15 protein-coding genes are annotated in these 16,745 nt (G+C 65.2%); 7 read left to right on the top strand and 8 right to left on the bottom strand.

Annotation, left to right across the window (positions count from 1 at the left end; translation table 11 throughout):
* Positions 1–63: 63 nt before the first annotated feature.
* From L286_RS32775 to L286_RS32760, 4 genes are all read right to left on the bottom strand, one after another.
* Positions 64–834 (bottom strand): ABC transporter permease, encoded by a 771-nt coding sequence (locus L286_RS32775; protein ID WP_020819236.1) that lies wholly within the window; start codon positions 832–834, stop codon positions 64–66.
* Complete coding sequence (locus L286_RS32770; protein ID WP_025161036.1) at positions 831–1,763, bottom strand: ABC transporter ATP-binding protein; 933 nt, start codon at positions 1,761–1,763, stop codon at positions 831–833. The genes L286_RS32775 and L286_RS32770 overlap by 4 nt, the downstream gene beginning before the upstream one ends.
* A 296-nt stretch (positions 1,764–2,059) precedes the next feature.
* Entirely contained in the window at positions 2,060–2,689 is a 630-nt protein-coding gene (locus L286_RS32765; protein WP_007684998.1) for a class I SAM-dependent methyltransferase, read from the bottom strand.
* Between the two features lie 105 nt (positions 2,690–2,794).
* Positions 2,795–3,673, bottom strand: coding sequence for a LysR family transcriptional regulator (locus L286_RS32760; protein ID WP_007684995.1), 879 nt, complete (start codon positions 3,671–3,673; stop codon positions 2,795–2,797).
* A 98-nt stretch (positions 3,674–3,771) separates the two neighbouring features.
* Here L286_RS32760 and L286_RS32755 point away from each other — a divergent pair, with 98 nt between their 5' ends.
* Genes L286_RS32755 through mmsB form a run of 3 tightly spaced genes read left to right on the top strand, consistent with a single transcriptional unit; the run spans position 3,772 to position 6,909 of the window.
* Positions 3,772–4,929: an acyl-CoA dehydrogenase family protein gene (locus L286_RS32755; protein ID WP_029986858.1), complete on the top strand. Its 1,158-nt coding sequence runs from the start codon at positions 3,772–3,774 to the stop codon at positions 4,927–4,929.
* Between the two features lie 14 nt (positions 4,930–4,943).
* On the top strand, positions 4,944–6,002 hold the full coding sequence (locus L286_RS32750; protein WP_020819239.1) for an enoyl-CoA hydratase/isomerase family protein: 1,059 nt from the start codon (positions 4,944–4,946) through the stop codon (positions 6,000–6,002).
* A gap of 22 nt (positions 6,003–6,024) precedes the next feature.
* Positions 6,025–6,909: a 3-hydroxyisobutyrate dehydrogenase gene (mmsB, locus tag L286_RS32745; protein ID WP_020819240.1), complete on the top strand. Its 885-nt coding sequence runs from the start codon at positions 6,025–6,027 to the stop codon at positions 6,907–6,909.
* A 171-nt stretch (positions 6,910–7,080) separates the two neighbouring features.
* Here mmsB and L286_RS32740 read toward each other — a convergent pair whose 3' ends face one another.
* The 3 genes from L286_RS32740 to folE all read right to left on the bottom strand — a co-directional run bounded on the left by L286_RS32740 (position 7,081) and on the right by folE (position 9,394).
* Positions 7,081–7,857 carry an enoyl-CoA hydratase-related protein gene (locus L286_RS32740; RefSeq protein WP_020819241.1) on the bottom strand — a complete coding sequence of 259 codons (777 nt, stop codon included), beginning with the start codon at positions 7,855–7,857 and terminating at the stop codon, positions 7,081–7,083.
* 89 nt (positions 7,858–7,946) lie between these two features.
* Positions 7,947–8,789: an SDR family oxidoreductase gene (locus L286_RS32735; protein ID WP_007684984.1), complete on the bottom strand. Its 843-nt coding sequence runs from the start codon at positions 8,787–8,789 to the stop codon at positions 7,947–7,949.
* Positions 8,786–9,394 carry a GTP cyclohydrolase I FolE gene (folE, locus tag L286_RS32730; protein ID WP_013040362.1) on the bottom strand — a complete coding sequence of 203 codons (609 nt, stop codon included), beginning with the start codon at positions 9,392–9,394 and terminating at the stop codon, positions 8,786–8,788. Before folE ends, L286_RS32735 begins: the two co-directional genes overlap by 4 nt.
* 152 nt (positions 9,395–9,546) lie before the next feature.
* On the opposite strand from folE, the gene L286_RS32725 reads away from it, so the two are divergent.
* A complete protein-coding gene (locus L286_RS32725) occupies positions 9,547–10,137 on the top strand; it encodes a nucleotidyltransferase family protein (protein WP_020819242.1) in 591 nt (196 codons plus the stop codon).
* A 4-nt stretch (positions 10,138–10,141) separates the two neighbouring features.
* Here L286_RS32725 and L286_RS32720 read toward each other — a convergent pair whose 3' ends face one another.
* Entirely contained in the window at positions 10,142–11,812 is a 1,671-nt protein-coding gene (locus L286_RS32720; protein ID WP_020819243.1) for an MFS transporter, read from the bottom strand.
* Positions 11,813–12,021: 209 nt separating this feature from the next.
* On the opposite strand from L286_RS32720, the gene L286_RS32715 reads away from it, so the two are divergent.
* From L286_RS32715 to galE, 3 genes are all read left to right on the top strand, one after another.
* Positions 12,022–13,230: an acetyl-CoA C-acetyltransferase gene (locus L286_RS32715; RefSeq protein WP_020819244.1), complete on the top strand. Its 1,209-nt coding sequence runs from the start codon at positions 12,022–12,024 to the stop codon at positions 13,228–13,230.
* 142 nt (positions 13,231–13,372) lie between these two features.
* Positions 13,373–15,550, top strand: a complete 2,178-nt coding sequence (locus tag L286_RS32710; protein ID WP_020819245.1) for a 3-hydroxyacyl-CoA dehydrogenase NAD-binding domain-containing protein — start codon at positions 13,373–13,375, stop codon at positions 15,548–15,550.
* A 186-nt stretch (positions 15,551–15,736) separates the two neighbouring features.
* On the top strand, positions 15,737–16,741 hold the full coding sequence (gene galE / locus L286_RS32705) for a UDP-glucose 4-epimerase GalE (RefSeq protein WP_013040368.1): 1,005 nt from the start codon (positions 15,737–15,739) through the stop codon (positions 16,739–16,741).
* Positions 16,742–16,745 lie beyond the last annotated feature (4 nt).

Below are 16,745 nucleotides of genomic sequence, written 5' to 3'. Positions count from 1 at the left end.
ACCCCCTCCCGCCTGCGGGAGGGGGAATGACGGCTAACCACCCAATCGGTCGGTTGGCCAGTTCTATTTCTTGAGACGATAGCCCGTCCGGAACATCCAGCCTATGATGGCCAGGCACAGGGCGAGCATGCCCGCGACGAAGATCAGGCTGAATTCTATCCCCACGTCGCCGCGTCCGAAGAAGGTCCAGCGGAAGCCGGAGATCAGGTAGACGATGGGGTTGAACAGAGTGATCGTCCGCCAGGGTTCGGCCAGCATGTGGATCGAATAGAAGGCCCCGCCCAGGAAGGTCATCGGCATGACGATCAGCAGCGGGATCACCTGCAACTGTTCGAAACTCTGCGCCCAGATGCCCAGGATGAAGCCGAACAGGCAGAAGCTGATCGCGATCAGCAGCATGAAGCCCATCATCGCCAGCGGATGGGCGACGGGCAGGTCCACGAACAGATGCGCGGTCAGGAAGATGATCGTGCCGACGATCAGCGACTTGGTGGCCGCCGCCCCGACATAGGCGATGATCGTTTCCGCCGCCGATACCGGCGCCGACAGCAGTTCATAGATGGTGCCGGTGAATTTGGGCATGTAGATGCCGAAGCTGGCGTTGAAGATGCTTTCGGTGAACATCGACATCATGATGAGGCCGGGCACGATGAAGGCGGCATATGCTATGCCGTCGATCTGCGTCATGCGCGAACCGATGGCGCCGCCGAACACCACGAAATAGAGCGATGTCGTGATCACCGGCACCAGCAGGCCGGTCAGCAGCGTGCGGCGGAAGCGGTGCAGTTCGAACCTGTAGATCGACCAGATGGCGCGATAGTTGAAGCCGCTCATGCCGCCTTCTCCTGATGGACCAGGCTGACGAAGATGTCCTCCAGGCTGCTCTGCTGCGTATTGAGATCCTTGTAACCGATGCCGAGGTCGCCCAGCCTGCGCAGCAGCGACGATACGCCGGTCCGCTCCGCCTGGGTGTCGAACAGATATTCGATCTCATGCCCGTCCGCCTTTAGCGCGACCTGCCATTCGGCCAGTTCCGGCGGCACGGCGGCAAGCGGTTCGGCCAGCACGACGGTCAGCGACTTCTTGCCCAGCTTCTTCATGAGCGCGGTCTTTTCCTCGACCAGGATCAGTTCGCCCTTGTCGATGACGCCGACGCGGTCGGCCATCTCCTCCGCCTCCTCTATATAATGGGTGGTGAGGATGATGGTGACGCCGGTCTGGCGCAGTTCGCCGATCAATTTCCACATGTCGCGGCGCAGTTCGACGTCGACCCCGGCGGTCGGTTCGTCCAGGAACAGGACGCGCGGTTCGTGGCTCAGCGCCTTGGCGATCATCACGCGGCGCTTCATGCCGCCGGACAGTTCCAATATCTTGCTGTGGCGCTTATCCCACAGCGACAGGTCGTGCAGTATCTTCTCGATATAGGCGTCGTTGCGCGGCTTGCCGAACAGGCCGCGGGAGAAGGTGACGGTGTCGATCACCCGTTCGAACGCATCGGTGTGCAGTTCCTGCGGCACCAGGCCGATGGCGGAGCGCGACCCGCGATAGTCGCGGACGATGTCATGTCCCGCCACGGTGACGCTGCCGCCGGTCGCCCTGACATTGCCGCAGATGATGGAGATCATGGTGGTCTTGCCCGCGCCGTTTGGGCCGAGCAGCGCGAAAATCTCGCCCTCCTCAATCTCCAGGTCGACGCCCTTGAGCGCCTGAAAACCCGAAGCATAGCTTTTGGTCAGGCCGGAAACGGTGATGATGGATGCCATGCGCGGCATTTGCCCCCTTTTGCTGAAGCGCAAAGATAGGGCGCCGGCGGCGGCGCGCAACCGCCCTTCAGGCCGCGTGGACAAATTCAAGACCCGCCGGACTGGGATTTGGGTGGGGGAGCGGACCTATCCTATTCCTCCCCATGCAAGCATGCTGGAGGGGAAAAGGCACGACCTCCGAAATTTCCCCTCCACCACCGCCTTCGGCGGCGGTCCCCCTCCCCACGCTGCGCGTAGGGAGGAATTGATGTCCGGAAATGGCCATTTCCAGGCATTTCCTGATTTGTCCCCGCGGCCTAGTCGCCTTTGCGGAAAAAGCGGAAGACGGTCGCTGGCGGGAAGTTTCGGACGGTCTGACCGACGCGGACGACGTCCAGGTCCAGCGCATCCAATATCTCGCGGTTGACCGGCGGGCGCAGGGAATAGGTGAACTGGATGAACGCCCCGCCCGGCCGCAGCATGCGGAAGCTTTCGGACAAGATGTCGGCGTGCATCTGGCGGTCCATGGCCAGCAGCGGCAGGCCGCTGATCACCGACTGATATTCGCCCGCTTCGCCCGCCGTCGCGGTGGAGACGATCTGCGCGGGGGTTTCGAGGACGGAGACATGGGGGAAATGCCGCCGCAGCCCGCGCGCGAAGGCCGGGTTGATCTCCACCACCTCCAGCTTTTCGGGGGGCAGGCCGGTGCCCAATATGGCGCGGGTGAAGACGCCCGTGCCGCCGCCCAGTTCGATCACCCGGCCATCGTCCGGCACGATATGTTCGACCATCAGGCGGGCGAGATAGCGGCTGCTGGGCACGACCGAGGCGGTCTGGCGCGGCTTTTTCACCCAGGCAGCCAGAAAGTCCAGATATTCGGTCGCCCGCGTGCGAAACTCGCTGTTGGGCAGGGCCATCGCCCGGCTGCACTTCGACTTATGCTGCATGAGCGAGATGCGACCATTTTGCTGTCATGGAGACTCCCTTAGCGGGCCGGATGGGCGGCGTCGATGGGTTTTAGGAACGCTTTCCCGCCATTTGGCGAAGGGCGATCACGCTTTCAAGGTTTCGATACGTTCCTGCAACCATGTCGCCACCGCTGCGATGCGGGGCAGTTTCTTGAGGTCGCCATGGGTGACGAGCCAGAAGCTGCGCATGATCTCCACCCGGTCGGCCATCACCGGCGTCAGGGCGGGATCGCGCCCGGCGATGAAATCGGGCAGCACGCCGATGCCCGCCCCTTCCGCGATCATGCGATGCTGCATGTTGATGCTGGTGGCGCGCAGGCTGGCCTCCAGCCCCGCCTCCACCTCGTCCAGATAATCCAGTTCGGGCGAGAAGATGAATTCGGGCACATAGCCGACCAGCACATGGCCGCGCAGGTCGGCGGCGCTGCCGGGCGTGCCCGCCTGCGCCAGATAGGCGGGGGATGCGTAGAGGTGCAGCCGATAGTCGCCCATGCGCCGGACCGACAGCCGCCCCCGCTGCGGCCGGGCCAGCATGACCGCCATGTCCGCTTCCCGCTTGGACGGGTTGAGGAAGCCCGACGCGGTGATGAGGTCCAGCCGGATGCCGGGATGGCGGCGGCTGAAATCGGCGAGGCCCGGCGCCAGCACCCAGGTGCCGAAGCCTTCGGCCACCGACAGGCGCACCTGGCCGCTCAGATGATGTTCGCGGCCGGTCGCCTCCTCCATGGCGGCCAGCGCGGCGCTCTCGATGCTTTCGGCATGGTGGAGCAGCGCCTGGCCATGGGCGGTCAGGGTACGCTCCCCTGCCCCCAGTTCGAACAGTTCCGGGCCGAGCGCGCGTTCCAGCCGGGCGAGACGGCGGGCGATGGTGGTCGCGTCGATGCCCAGGGCGCGGGCCGCCGGGGCGATCTTGCGCGTGCGCGCCACCGCCAGAAAGACCCTGATATCGTCCCAATCGAACATCGCTCGCCGCGCCCCGTCTGCAAAATCGCTGCATCGCTATGCAGAACTGCGTTGTTGCAGGCAATTCCGCATTCTATCTAAGGGAAAGTTCAAAGCGCATGTCAGGAGAGTTTGTGGGCCAGTTCGATCTCACCGAGGACCAGTTGGCCATTCAGGAGATGGCGCGCCGGTTCACCGCCGATGCGATCACGCCCTTCGCGGCGGAGTGGGACGAAAAGCATATCTTTCCCCGCGAGACCATCCGCGCCGCGGCGGAGCTGGGCTTCGGCAGCATCTATGTGTCGGAGGAAGCGGGCGGCATCGGGCTGGGGCGGCTGGAGGCTGCGCTGATCATGGAGGCGATGGCCTATGGCTGTCCGTCGACCAGCGCGTTCATCTCCATCCACAATATGGCCGCATGGATGATCGACCGTTTCGGTAGCCAGGCGGTGAAGGACAAATATCTGCCCTCCATGGTGCCGATGGAGCGGATCGGCAGCTATTGCCTGACCGAGGCGGGTTCGGGGTCCGACGCGGCGGCGCTGAAGACGCGGGCGGTTAGGCAAGGCGATCATTATGTCGTCACCGGGTCCAAGCAGTTCATCTCCGGCGGCGGGGAGAATGAGATTTATGTCGTCATGGTCCGGACCGGCGACGAGGGTCCGAAGGGCATAAGCTGCCTGGTCATCGAGAAGGATATGGCGGGCGTCAGCTTCGGCGCGCAGGAGCGCAAGCTGGGATGGCATTCGCAGCCGACCGCGCAGGTGAATTTCGATGGCGTGCGGGTGCCGGTCGAGAATCTGGTCGGGGGCGAGGGCGAGGGATTCCGCATCGCGATGATGGGGCTGGACGGCGGGCGGCTGAATATCGGGGCCTGCTCGCTGGGCGGGGCGCAGCGCTGCATCGACGAGGCGCTGAGCTATACCAAGGATCGCAAGCAGTTCGGGCAGAGCATCGCCGATTTCCAGAACACGCAGTTCACGCTGGCGGACATGGAGACGGAATTGCAGGCAGCGCGGACGCTGCTCTATGCGGCGGCGGTCAAGGTGACGGAAAATGCGCCGGACAAGACGCGCTTTGCCGCCATGGCGAAGCGGCTGGCGACGGATACGGGATCTTCGGTGGTCGACCGGGCGCTGCAACTGCATGGCGGCTACGGCTATCTGATGGACTATCCGGTCGAGCGTTTCTGGCGCGACCTGCGCGTGCATTCGATCCTGGAGGGCACCAATCAGGTCATGCGGATGATCATCGCCCGCGACATGCTGCGGCAATAAGCGCGGGAGAATTTATGACTGATCAGGTGCTGATTTCACTCGACAATGGCGTGGGGCGGATAAGGCTGAACCGGCCCAAGGCGATCCATGCGCTGACCACCGAAATGTGCGGCGCGATCATCGAGGCGCTGCTGGCCTGGCGGGAGGATGAGAGCGTCGTCGCGGTGATGCTGGACCATGCCGAGGGTCGCGGTTTTTGCGCGGGCGGCGACATCGCCATGATCGCGAACAGCGCCAGGGGGGATTGTTCGGAGGCGGAGCAGTTCTTCTTCATCGAATATCGGATGAACCACCTGCTGTTCGTCTATGAAAAGCCGATCGTAGCGTTCATCGACGGCATCGTCATGGGCGGGGGCGTGGGGATTTCCGATCCGGCGCGCTATCGCGTGGCGACGGAGCGGACGACCTATGCCATGCCGGAGACGGGCATCGGGCTGTTTCCCGATGTGGGCGGCGGCTGGTTCCTGCCGCGCTTGCCGGGGCGGACCGGGGCGTGGCTGGCGACGACGGGGGCGCGGATCAAGGGCGCGGATTGCGCGGCCATCGGCATCGCGACCCATTATATGGCTTCGGACAGGCTGGAGGCGGTGAAGGCGCGGATCATCGCCGATCCGGACGGACTGGCGGAGATATTGGACAAGATGGCCGACGTGCCGCCGCCTTCGACCTGGGAAGCGCATCGGGGCGAGATCGACCGGCTGTTCGCTTCGGACCGGTTCGAGGATATTCTGGCGGCGCTGGAGGCTGAGGGGTCGGACTGGGCGCGGGAGCAGCTTGCCACCCTGGCCACCAAGTCGCCGCAGACGATCAAGGTCGCCCTGCGGCAGATGGTGGAGGGTGCGGCCTTCACCGATTTCGCCGACAATATGCGCAACGAATATCGCATCGGCCATCATGTCATTCGCCGTCCCGATTTCATCGAGGGCGTGCGGGCGGTGATCTTCGACAAGGATAATGCGCCGCGCTGGAATCCGGCGCGGGCGGAGGATGTGACGGACGAACTGGTCGACAGCCTGTTCGCGCCCCTGCCCCCGGAAAAGGAATGGACGCCGCTGCCGGAATTGCGCGGCTGAAGGACAAGAGGAGTGCCTTGAGATGAGCCAGACCATCGCCTTTATCGGGCTGGGCAATATGGGTGGCGGCATGGCCGCCAATCTGCTGAAGAACGGCTTTGCCGTGCGGGCGTTCGACCTGTCGGAAGAGGCGCTGGCCAAGGCGACCGAAGCGGGCGCGGTGCGCTGCGCCAGCGCGGCGGAGGCGGTGGCGGGCGCCGATGCAGTCGTGACCATGCTGCCCGCGGGCAAGCATGTTGAGGGCGTCTATCAGGGCGAGGTGTTCGGCGCGGCGAAGGCGGATGCGCTGTTGCTGGATTGTTCGACCATCGACGTCGCGACGGCGCGGCGGGTGGAGGAGGCCGCCGCGGCCAGGGGATTCGAGATGGTCGATGCGCCCGTCTCCGGCGGCATCGCGGCGGCCAATGGCGGCACGCTGACCTTCATGGTCGGCGGCACGGAGCAGGCGTTCGGCCGGGCCAGGCCGATCCTGTCGGCCATGGGCAAGGCGGTGATCCATGCGGGCGGCGCGGGCAATGGGCAGGCGGCCAAGATCTGCAACAACATGCTGCTCGGCGCGACGATGGTGGCGACCTGCGAGACCTTCGCCATGGCGAAGAAGCTGGGGCTGGACCCGCAGACTTTCTACGACATTTCCAGCGTGTCGTCGGGGCAGAGCTGGTCGATGACCAGCTATTGCCCGGTGCCGGGCGTGGGGCCGCAAAGCCCGTCCGATAATGGCTATCAGGGCGGTTTCGCCGTAGGGCTGATGCTGAAGGATCTGAAGCTGGCGAGCGAAGCGGCGGCTTCGGTCGGGGCGAGCGTTCCGATGGGGAATGCGGCGGAGTCGCTGTATCAAATGCTCGCCAATCGGGGCGAGGCTGGGCGGGATTTTTCGCTGATGATCGAGATGTTGGAGGGGAAGTGAGGGGTTTTCCTCCCCATCGGGAGATGGGGAGGGGGACCGGCCGAAGGCTGGTGGAGGGGAAATGGCACGACCTCCGAAATTCCCCTCCACCATTCGCTTCGCGAACGGTCCCCCTCCCCACGCTTCGCGTAGGGAGGATTGAGTGCCCGCTATTATCCGGTCGAATGCTTTTCAGCGGCCCTTCCACACTCCGGCGCGCTTTTCGACGAAGGCTTCCATTCCTTCCTTCTTGTCCTCGGTCGCGGTCAGGATCTGGAACAGGCGGCGTTCGGTCAATATGCCCTGAGCAAGGCCTGTCTCGAACGCCAGGTTGACCATTTCCTTGTTCACCATCGCGGCCATGGGCGGCATTCCGGCAATGGTCGCGGCGGTCTTGAGCGCGTCTTCCAGCAGGTCCGCCGCCGGGACGATCCGCGCCACCAAGCCGGCGCTTTCCGCTTCCTGCGCGCCCATCATGCGGCCGGTCAGGCACATTTCCATCGCCTTCGCCTTGCCGACGGCGCGGGTCAGGCGTTGCGATCCGCCCATGCCCGGCGCCACGCCCAGCTTGACTTCGGGCTGGCCGAATTTCGCGGTGTCGGCCGCCAGGATGAAGTCCGCCATCATCGCCAGTTCGCACCCGCCGCCCAGCGCGAACCCAGCGACCGCCGCGATCCACGGCTTGCGGGTGGCGACGACCTTGCTCTGCCAGCCGGAGAAGAAATCCTCCAGGAAGAAGTCCGCCGCCTCCTTTTCCACCATCTCCTTGATGTCCGCGCCTGCCGCGAACGCCTTTTCACTGCCGGTCAGGACCAGGCAGCGCTGCGACGGATCGGCGTCATAGGCCGCGAAGGCCGCGCCCAGATCCTTCAGCACCTGGCTGTTCAGCGCATTCAGCGCCTGCGGACGGTTGAGCGTGACCAGCGTCACCGCATCGCGCTGTTCCACCAGGATGGTTTCATATGCCATTGCCGTCTCCCTTCATTGACCCGTGGCGATCCGCTCTATGCAGCGCGGCGACCCTTGACCAGCCCTTGGGAGCCGCATCTTCGCAGCCGCTATCGGCACAGATGCATGAAGTCCCGGTCATAGCTGCGCAGATGCGCGCCGCCGTCGATATAGAGGATCTGCCCGGTCACGGCACCGGCGCCTGCCAGATAAAGCACGGCTTCGACGATCTGCTCCGCCTGCGGCAGACGCGCCAGCGGCATCATCGCGGCCAGCCGTTCCATCTGGCCGTCGTCATAGTCGGGCGTTGCGATGGTGAGGCCGGGCGCGACCGCATTGACCCTGATCTGAGGCGCCAGGGTGGAGGCGGACAGCCGCGTCAGCCCCGCCAGCGCCATTTTGGAGAGCGTATAGGCCAGTTGGTCGCCATGGGGATGGTCGATCCGCTGGTCCAATATGTTGACGATGCACCGATCCCCCGTGCCGGCCGGAATGGTGGCGAACGCCTTGGTCAGCAGCGTTGGCGCGGCGCAATTGACCGCATAATGGCGCATCAGGTCGTCGGCGCCGACGCTGTCAAGCCGATCCTGACCGAAGATCGCCGCGCTGTTGACGAGGACATCGGGCGGCCGGCCGAAACGTTCCGCCACCAGCGCCACCAGTTCCTCCGCCCCTTCGGGATCGCTGAAATCGACGGTGAAGCCCTCCCATTCGGTCGCATTCTCCTCCAGCGCCAGCGCCAGATGGGAATCGAGCCGGGTATCGTGGCTGCCATGGATCGCCAGCGAATAGCCGGCCCGTGCAAAGGCGGCGGCGATGATGCCGCCCAGCCGCCGATGGCCGCCCGTCACCAGCGCCAGCCGCTTTTGCGCCAGCGGACGCGCGCCCGCCTGCTCCTCGCGCTTCCGGGGGCCTCCAAGCGGCCGATAGGCGGGGACTTCCTCTTCGTTCACGATGCTATCAGCTTCAGCACTTCTTCGCGGCTCTTTTCATCGTCGCGGAAGACGCCGAGCATGCGGCTGGTCTTCATGACGACATTGGGCGTGCGCACGCCGCGCCCGGTCATGCAGCCATGGGTCGCCTCCACCACGACGGCGACGCCCTGGGGCCTCAGATGTTCCCAGATGCAATTGGCGACCTCCGAAGTCAGCCGTTCCTGCACCTGGAGCCGATGGGCGAAGGCATGCAGCACGCGGGCCAGCTTCGATATGCCGACGACATATTGGCCGGGCAGATAGGCGATATGCGCCACGCCCACGATGGGCGCCATATGATGTTCGCAATGCGACTGGAACGGAATGTCCTTCAGCAGCACGATGTCGTCATAGCCGCCGACTTCGTGGAAGATGCGCGAAAGATGATAGGCCGGATCGTCGTCATAGCCGCGGCAATATTCCTTCCACGCCCGCGCCACGCGTTCGGGCGTTTCGACCAGCCCTTCCCGTTCCGGATCGTCGCCCGACCAGCGGATCAGCGTCCGGATCGCTTCGGCCACGTCCGCCGGAACAGGAATCTTGATCGACTCGCCCGCTGTTTCGGCATCGGGATCATATTCCATGGACGTCACCACTCCTTTGTTGCTTCCGGGCATATGGCGTCAGATCGGCCGGAACGCCAGCCCCTTCGCCCCGCTGGACAGAACATGCCGGCGGTGGCACATGCGGAGGAAACCGGATCAACCGGGTCGCCTCAAATCATCATAGCGGAACCATGCGGAACGAACAGATCGCCGCCGTACTCCTTGCAGCGGGCACTTCCTCTCGTTTCGGCGAGGAGGACAAGCTGATGGCCGAATGGCGGGGCAAGCCCGTCGCGGTCCATGCGCTGGAAACCATCGCCTCCATGATCTTCGCGGAGCTGGTGGCGGTGGTGCGTCCCATTGGCCAGGCGCCGGTGCTGCATCGCCGGCTGGAGCGGCGCGGCTATTCGATCCTGGTCAACGACCGCCCGGAGGACGGCATATCGGGCAGCATCATCCGCGCCGTCGAACATGTCATGCCGATGCGGAAATGCCGCGGCATATTGATCTGCCTGGCCGACATGCCGGACGTGCCGCAGACGCATTACAACCGCATATGCCTGGCGGCGGAGGACATACGTTCCGTCGTGGCCAGCACCGACGGCTTTTCCGCATCGCCCCCCGCCTTCATCGGACGGAAGCATTTTCCCGAGCTTCTGGCGCTGCGCGGGGACCAGGGGGCGCGGGCGCTGCTCAGCCATGGCGTGCAGATCGAAACCATGGGCGCCAGCCTGCGCGACATCGACACGCCCGACGATCTGGCGGAGCGGCGGCCGGAATAGCCGATCAGCTCGACCGGGTGGGATCGGTCATGGGATCGCCCATTTCCCGCGGATCGGCCGAACGGCCCAGCGGCAGCGAACCCGTCTGACGCTCCAGCATGCGATGGACGACGGGCGGATCGGGGCCGCCGTGCAAAGCGTGGATCGCCTTGCTGTTCGCCATGTCGGCAACGGTCCGCCGGCTGTTGTGGCGGACATAATCGAGCCAGGTCGACACATGATAGCGCTCCACCCACAGCTCCGGATCGCTGAGGTCGCGCAGCAGCGACCAGCCCTGGGCGCCGTCGCGGCGGCGGATGCGGCGGCGTTCGCTCATCGCCGCGAGGAAGGGGACGACCGATCCGGGGGCTATGCGATATTCGATGGTGACGACCACGGGGCCGCTGCGAGGCTCGATCGGCACGGTCGTCTGCGGTTCCCGCCACAGATTTTGAAGATCGAGATTCTGTTCCCCCGTCTGCACCAGCGGACGCACATAGCCGATCAGCGCCGAAGCGAACTGGACGGCCGCCGCGCCATAGAGGGCGACCAGGACGCCATGATCCTCCGCCAGGGTGCCGAACAGCCATGCGCCCCCCGCCATGCCGCCGAAGGCGACCATCTGGTACAAGGCGACGGCCCGGGCCACGACCCAGCGGGGCGCGGACATCTGGACCGACACGTTGAAGGTGGAAAGCGCGATCACCCAGCCCGCGCCGGCCAGCAGCAGCCCGGCCAACGCCACGATCAGCCAGTCGCTGACCGCCATCAGCACCGTCCCGGCCGCAAGCGCCAGGGCGGCCGAGCGCACGATGGCCTCCACCGCGAAACGACGGCGCAACTGCCCCGTCGACAGCGCGCCCAGCACCGCGCCGATGCCGAAGGCGCCGCTGAGCGCGCCGAAGGTCAACGCGCCCCCGCCCAGCAGGTCGCGCGCCACCAGCGGCATCATCGCCGAAACGGCGCTCGCCCCGATGCCGAACGCCGCGCTTCGCAACAGCACGACCTGGATGTGCGGCGACATCGCGACATAGCGGACACCCGCGCGCATCGCGTGGCCGATGCGTTCGCGCGGGAGCAACTGGGGCGGCAGTTCCGGACGCCAGCGGGCGAGCACCGCGACCAGGCCCACATAGCTGACGGCGTTGACCAGGAAGGCCGCCGCCGCGCCGGCCGCCGCGACGATGACGCCGCCCAGCGCCGGGCCGATGCTGCGCGCCATGTTGAAGCCCATGGAATTGAGCGAGACGGCATGGGGCAAGGCCGCCCTGGGCACCATATCCCCCACCGCCGCCTGCCAGGCCGGTCCGTTGATCGCGGTCGCGCATCCCACCAGGAAGGTGAAGCCCAGCAAGGCCCAGGGCGTCACCCACCCCATCCAGGCGAACAGCGCCAGCAGGGCGGAAACGACGAGCATGAACAATTGGCAGGCCAGCATCACCAATCGCCGGTCGCTATTGTCCGCCACCGCGCCTGCCCAGAGCGACAGCAGCATGATCGGCAGGGTCGTCGCCGCCGGAACCAGCGCGATCATCTGAGGCGAGGCGGAAAGCGAGGTCATCATCCACTGCGCGCCCACGGACTGGATCAGCCCGCCGAAATTGGAGGCGAGGCTGGCCCACCAGATCGCGCGGAAGATCGGGATCGACAGGGGCGACGGCGCTTCGGTGGGGTCCGACTCAGACACGCTCCCCATCAAGCGGAATAAGGCGGTCGGGTCAAATCCGCGAATCATGGAAGGACGGGAAGCATCCGGGAAGCCAGACGGAATGCCAGAGGGAATGGAGGCATGCGTCGGGATGACGTTACGGTTCGGCGGTTTGACGATTGAGACTTGCACTTTACGTAAACGTAAATACATTCGCAGCGATCATCCGGCGCCCCAACGGAGAGGAATGGACAGCCATGGAAGCCTATATCTACGATGCCGTCAGGACACCCCGGGGCCGGGGCAAGGCCGACGGCTCCCTGCACGAAATCACCCCCATCCAACTGGCGACGCAGGTGCTGGAAGCGGTGCGGGACCGGACGGAGATCGACACCGCCGATGTCGACGACGTGATCCTGGGCTGCGTCAGCCCGGTCGGGGAACAGGGCGCGGACATCGCGCGCGTCGCGGTGTTGAACGCCGATTATGACCAGACCGTGCCGGGGGTGCAGATCAACCGCTTCTGCGCTTCGGGCCTGGAGGCCGTGAACATGGCGGCCGCGAAGGTCTATTCGGGCGAAGCGGGCCTTGCCATCGGCGGCGGCGTCGAATCGATGAGCCGGGTGCCGATGGCTTCCGACGGCGGCGCCTGGGCGATGGACCCGGCGGTGGCCTACAAAACCTATTTCGCGCCGCAGGGCATCGGCGCCGACGTGATCGCGACCAAGTTCGGGATCAGCCGCGACGATGTCGACGCCTATGCCGTCGAAAGCCAGAAGCGGGCCAAGCGGGCGTGGGACGAAGGGCGCTTCGCCAGGTCGCTCGTTCCGGTGAAGGACGTCATCGGCCAGGTCGTCCTGGACCATGACGAACATATGCGGCCCGACGCGACGATGCAGTCGCTGGCCTCCCTGAAACCCAGCTTCGCCGCGATGGGCGAGGAAATGCCGGGCTTCGACGCCATCGCCCTGCTCCGCTATCCGGAACTGGAGAAGGTCAATCACGTCCACCATGCCGGAAACAGCAGCGGCATCGTCGACGGCGCGGCCGCCGTGCTGGTCGGCAACAAGGCGATGGGCGAGAAATACGGCCTCACGCCCCGCGCGCGGATCAAGGCCATGGCCTCCATCGGGTCGGAGCCGCTGATCATGCTGACCGGGCCGGAATATGTCGCCGACAAGCTGTTGAAGCGGGCGGGCATGAGCAAATCCGACATCGACATCTGGGAACTGAACGAGGCCTTCGCCAGCGTCGTGCTGCGCTACATGCAGGCGATGGACCTCGACCATGAAAGGATCAACGTCAATGGCGGCGCCATCGCCATGGGCCATCCGCTGGGCGCGACCGGGGCGATGGTGCTGGGCACCGCGCTGGACGAGCTGGAACGGTCCGGCAAGGGCACCGCGCTCATCAACCTGTGCGTCGGCGCGGGCATGGGCACCGGGATCATCATCGAGCGGGTTTGAGAGAATATAATGCCCGTTCGTGCTGAGTAGGGCCTGAGCTTGTCGAAGGGCCGTATCGAAGCACTGATCCTTCGATACGCCATTTCGACTTCGCTCAATGGCTACTCAGGACGAACGGGGATTGGGAAAGGCAGCCATTCCAATGCAGAGCATCAATTTCGACATCGACGGCGACGGCATCGCCACGCTGACCATCGACGTTCCCGGCCAGTCCATGAACGTCATCGGCCCGGATTTCATGGCCGATCTGGACGCGGCGATCACGCGCATCGCGTCCGAGGAAGCGATCAAGGGCGCGGTGATCGCGTCGGGCAAGGACAGCGGGTTCATGGCGGGCATGGACCTTAAATATTTCGGGTCGATGCTGGGCGGCGAGAGCGGGAAGCGTCCCTCCCCCGCCGCGATCTTCGACAAGGTCTTCGTGCTGAACCAGTTGCTCCGGCGGCTGGAGACATGCGGCAAGCCGGTGGCCTGCGCCATAGAGGGCACCTGCGTCGGCGGCGGGTTCGAACTGGCGCTGGCCTGTCATCGCCGCGTGGTGGGCGACAGCCCGAAGACGCAGCTTGGCCTGCCGGAAATATTGATCGGCCTGTTCCCCGGCGGCGGCGGGTCGCAGCGCCTGCCGCGCATCATGGGCGTGCAGGCGTCGCTGATGTATATGTTGCAGGGCAAGCTGTTCCGTCCCGCCGAAGCGGCGATGATGAAGGTCGTCGATGAGGTCGTGCCGCAGGGCATGGCGGTCGAAAAGGCCAGGGAATGGGTGAAGGCGAATCCCAACGCCTCCGTGCAGCCGTGGGACGTCAAGGGGTTCAAGGTGCCGGGCGGCGCGGGCGGGTTCAACCCCGGCTTCGCGCAGACCATGGCGGGCGCGCTGCCGATGACGCTGAAGCAGACCCAGCGCAACATGAACGCGCCGATCGCGCTGCTGTCCGCCGTCTATGAAGGCATCACCCTGCCCATGGATCGCGCCGTCCGGATCGAGAGCAAATATTTCGCCAAGGTCGCGGCCGACCCGCAGGCGGCGAACATGGTCCGCAGCCTGTTCGTCAACAAGCAGGCGGCCGAGCGCGGGGCGCGGCGGCCCAAGGACCAGCCCAAGGCCCCGACGAAGAAGCTGGCCATGCTGGGCGCGGGCATGATGGGCGCGGGCATCGCCACCGTGGCCGCGCAGGCGGGCATGGAGGTCGTGCTGTTCGACCGCGACCAGGCCTATGCCGAGAAGGGCAAGGCGCATGTCGAGGAGGTGCTGAAGAAGCGGCTGGGCAAGGGGCTGACGCCGGAGAAGATGGCGGAGACGCTGGCCCGCGTGACGCCGACCACCGACTATGCGGTGCTGGCCGGGGCGGACTTCGTGATCGAGGCGGTGTTCGAGGATGTCGCCATCAAGGCGGAAGTGACGAAGAAGGTGGAGGAAGTGCTGGGCGCGGACATCATCTTCGGGTCCAACACCTCCACTTTGCCGATCACCAAGCTGGCCAGGGCATGGTCGAAGCCGGAGAATTTCATCGGCGTTCATTTCTTCTCTCCGGTAGAGAAGATGCCGCTGGTGGAGATCATATTGGGCAAGGAAACCGGGCCTGCCGCCATCGCCAAGGCGCTGGATTTCGTCAGCCAGATCCGCAAGACGCCCATCGTCGTCAATGACGCGCGCGGCTTCTACACCTCGCGCTGCTTCGCCACCTATGTGCAGGAAGGCGTGGAGATGGTGGCGGAGGGGATCAACCCGGCGCTGATCGAAAATGCCGGGCGGCAACTGGGCATGCCCGTGGGGCCGCTGGCCGTGGGGGACGAGGTTTCGCTGGAGCTGGCCCACAAGATCATCGTCGCGGCGCGCAAGGAACTGGGCGACGCCTATGTCGCGCAGCCGTCCGACGCGGTGATGGAACGGATGGTCGGGCTGGGACGGCTGGGCCGCAAGAGCGCCAAGGGCTGGTATGACTATCCCCAGGACGGGAAGAAGCATCTGTGGCCGGGCCTGGCGGAGATGTTCCCGCCCGCCGCCGTGCAGCCCGGCGTGGAGGCGGTGAAGGAGCGGCTGCTCTATCGCCAGTTGATCGAATGCGCCCGCTGTTTCGAGGAAGGCGTGCTGGAGACGCCGGAGGATGGCGATATCGGCGCGATCTTCGGCTGGGGCTTCGCGCCCTATACCGGCGGGCCGTTCAGCCATATGGACACGGTCGGCATCGGCGCTGTCGTGGCGGTGCTGGATCGGCTGGCGGCGGCGCATGGGGCGCGGTTCGCCCCCACCGCGCAGTTGCGGGAGATGGCGGCCAGCGGCGCGACCTTCTATCGGCCCGTTTCATCCCGCGCCGCCGCATGAATGGGGTGGGAATCCCTGAATGAGTGGTTTAGGCCTTCCCGGACATCTCCGGGGAGGCCTTTTTTTTGAAGGTTTCCTGTCGAAAATGAGTAACGTGCTCCTGCGAAGGCAGGAGCCCAGTTCGGACGTTGCAACTGGGCTCCTGCCTTCGCAGGAGCACGTTGCAGCTATCACAGGGCGGAATATATGAACGACAAGCCGACGGTTCTGGTCACGGGCGGGGCCGGCTATATTGGCAGCCACGCCGTGTTGGCGCTGCGCGACGCGGGTTATGGCGTCGTGGTGATCGACAATCTGGTGACGGGTTTCCGCTGGGCGGTGCCTGATGATGTGGCCTTCGTTCAGGGGGATATTTCCGACCAGCCGCTGGTGCAGCGGACTTTGCGCGACCATGGCGTGAAAGCGGTGATGCATTTCGCCGGGTCGGTCGTGGTGCCGGAATCGGTCGAGAACCCGCTGAAATATTATCATAACAACAGCGCCAAGACCCGCGACCTGATCGAGAGCGTGGTGACGGTGGGCGTGCCGCATTTCATCTTTTCCTCGACAGCGGCGACCTATGGCATTCCGGAGGAAAGCCCGGTCAGGGAAACGACGCCGCAGCGGCCGATCAATCCCTATGGCATGTCGAAGCTGATGACCGAATATATGCTGCGCGACGTCAGCGCGGCGCATGCGATGAACTTCTGCGCGCTGCGTTATTTCAACGTCGCCGGGGCCGACCCGGCGGGGCGGACGGGGCAGTCGACGGCGGGGGCCACGCACCTCATCAAGGTGGCGGTGGAAGCGGCGCTGGGCAAGCGGAGCCATGTTTCGGTGTTCGGGACGGATTTCGACACGCCGGACGGGACCGGGGTGCGCGACTATATCCATGTCACCGATCTGGCGGCGGCGCATGTGCTGGCGCTGGAGGCCCTGATGGCCCGGCCGGAGCAGAATTACCTGCTCAATTGCGGCTATGGGCGCGGTTTTTCGGTGCTGGAGGTGCTGGACGCCGTTGACCGGGTGACGAACCTGAAGATCGACCGGCGGATGGAGGGGCGGCGCGCGGGCGATCCCGATGCGCTGATCTCCGACAATCGGGCGATCATGGCCGAATTTCCTTGGAAGCCGCAATATGCCGATCTGGACCAGATCGTGACCCATGCCCTGGCCTGGGAGCGCAGGCTGACGGAGATCCGGGGGGAGTGACGCC

The sequence above is a fragment of the Sphingobium sp. HDIP04 genome, assembly GCF_000445085.1.
Classification (GTDB): Bacteria; Pseudomonadota; Alphaproteobacteria; order Sphingomonadales; family Sphingomonadaceae; genus Sphingobium; species Sphingobium indicum.
The sequence above is the reverse complement of the archived record's forward strand: the minus strand, read 5'-3'. Positions and strand labels throughout refer to the sequence as shown.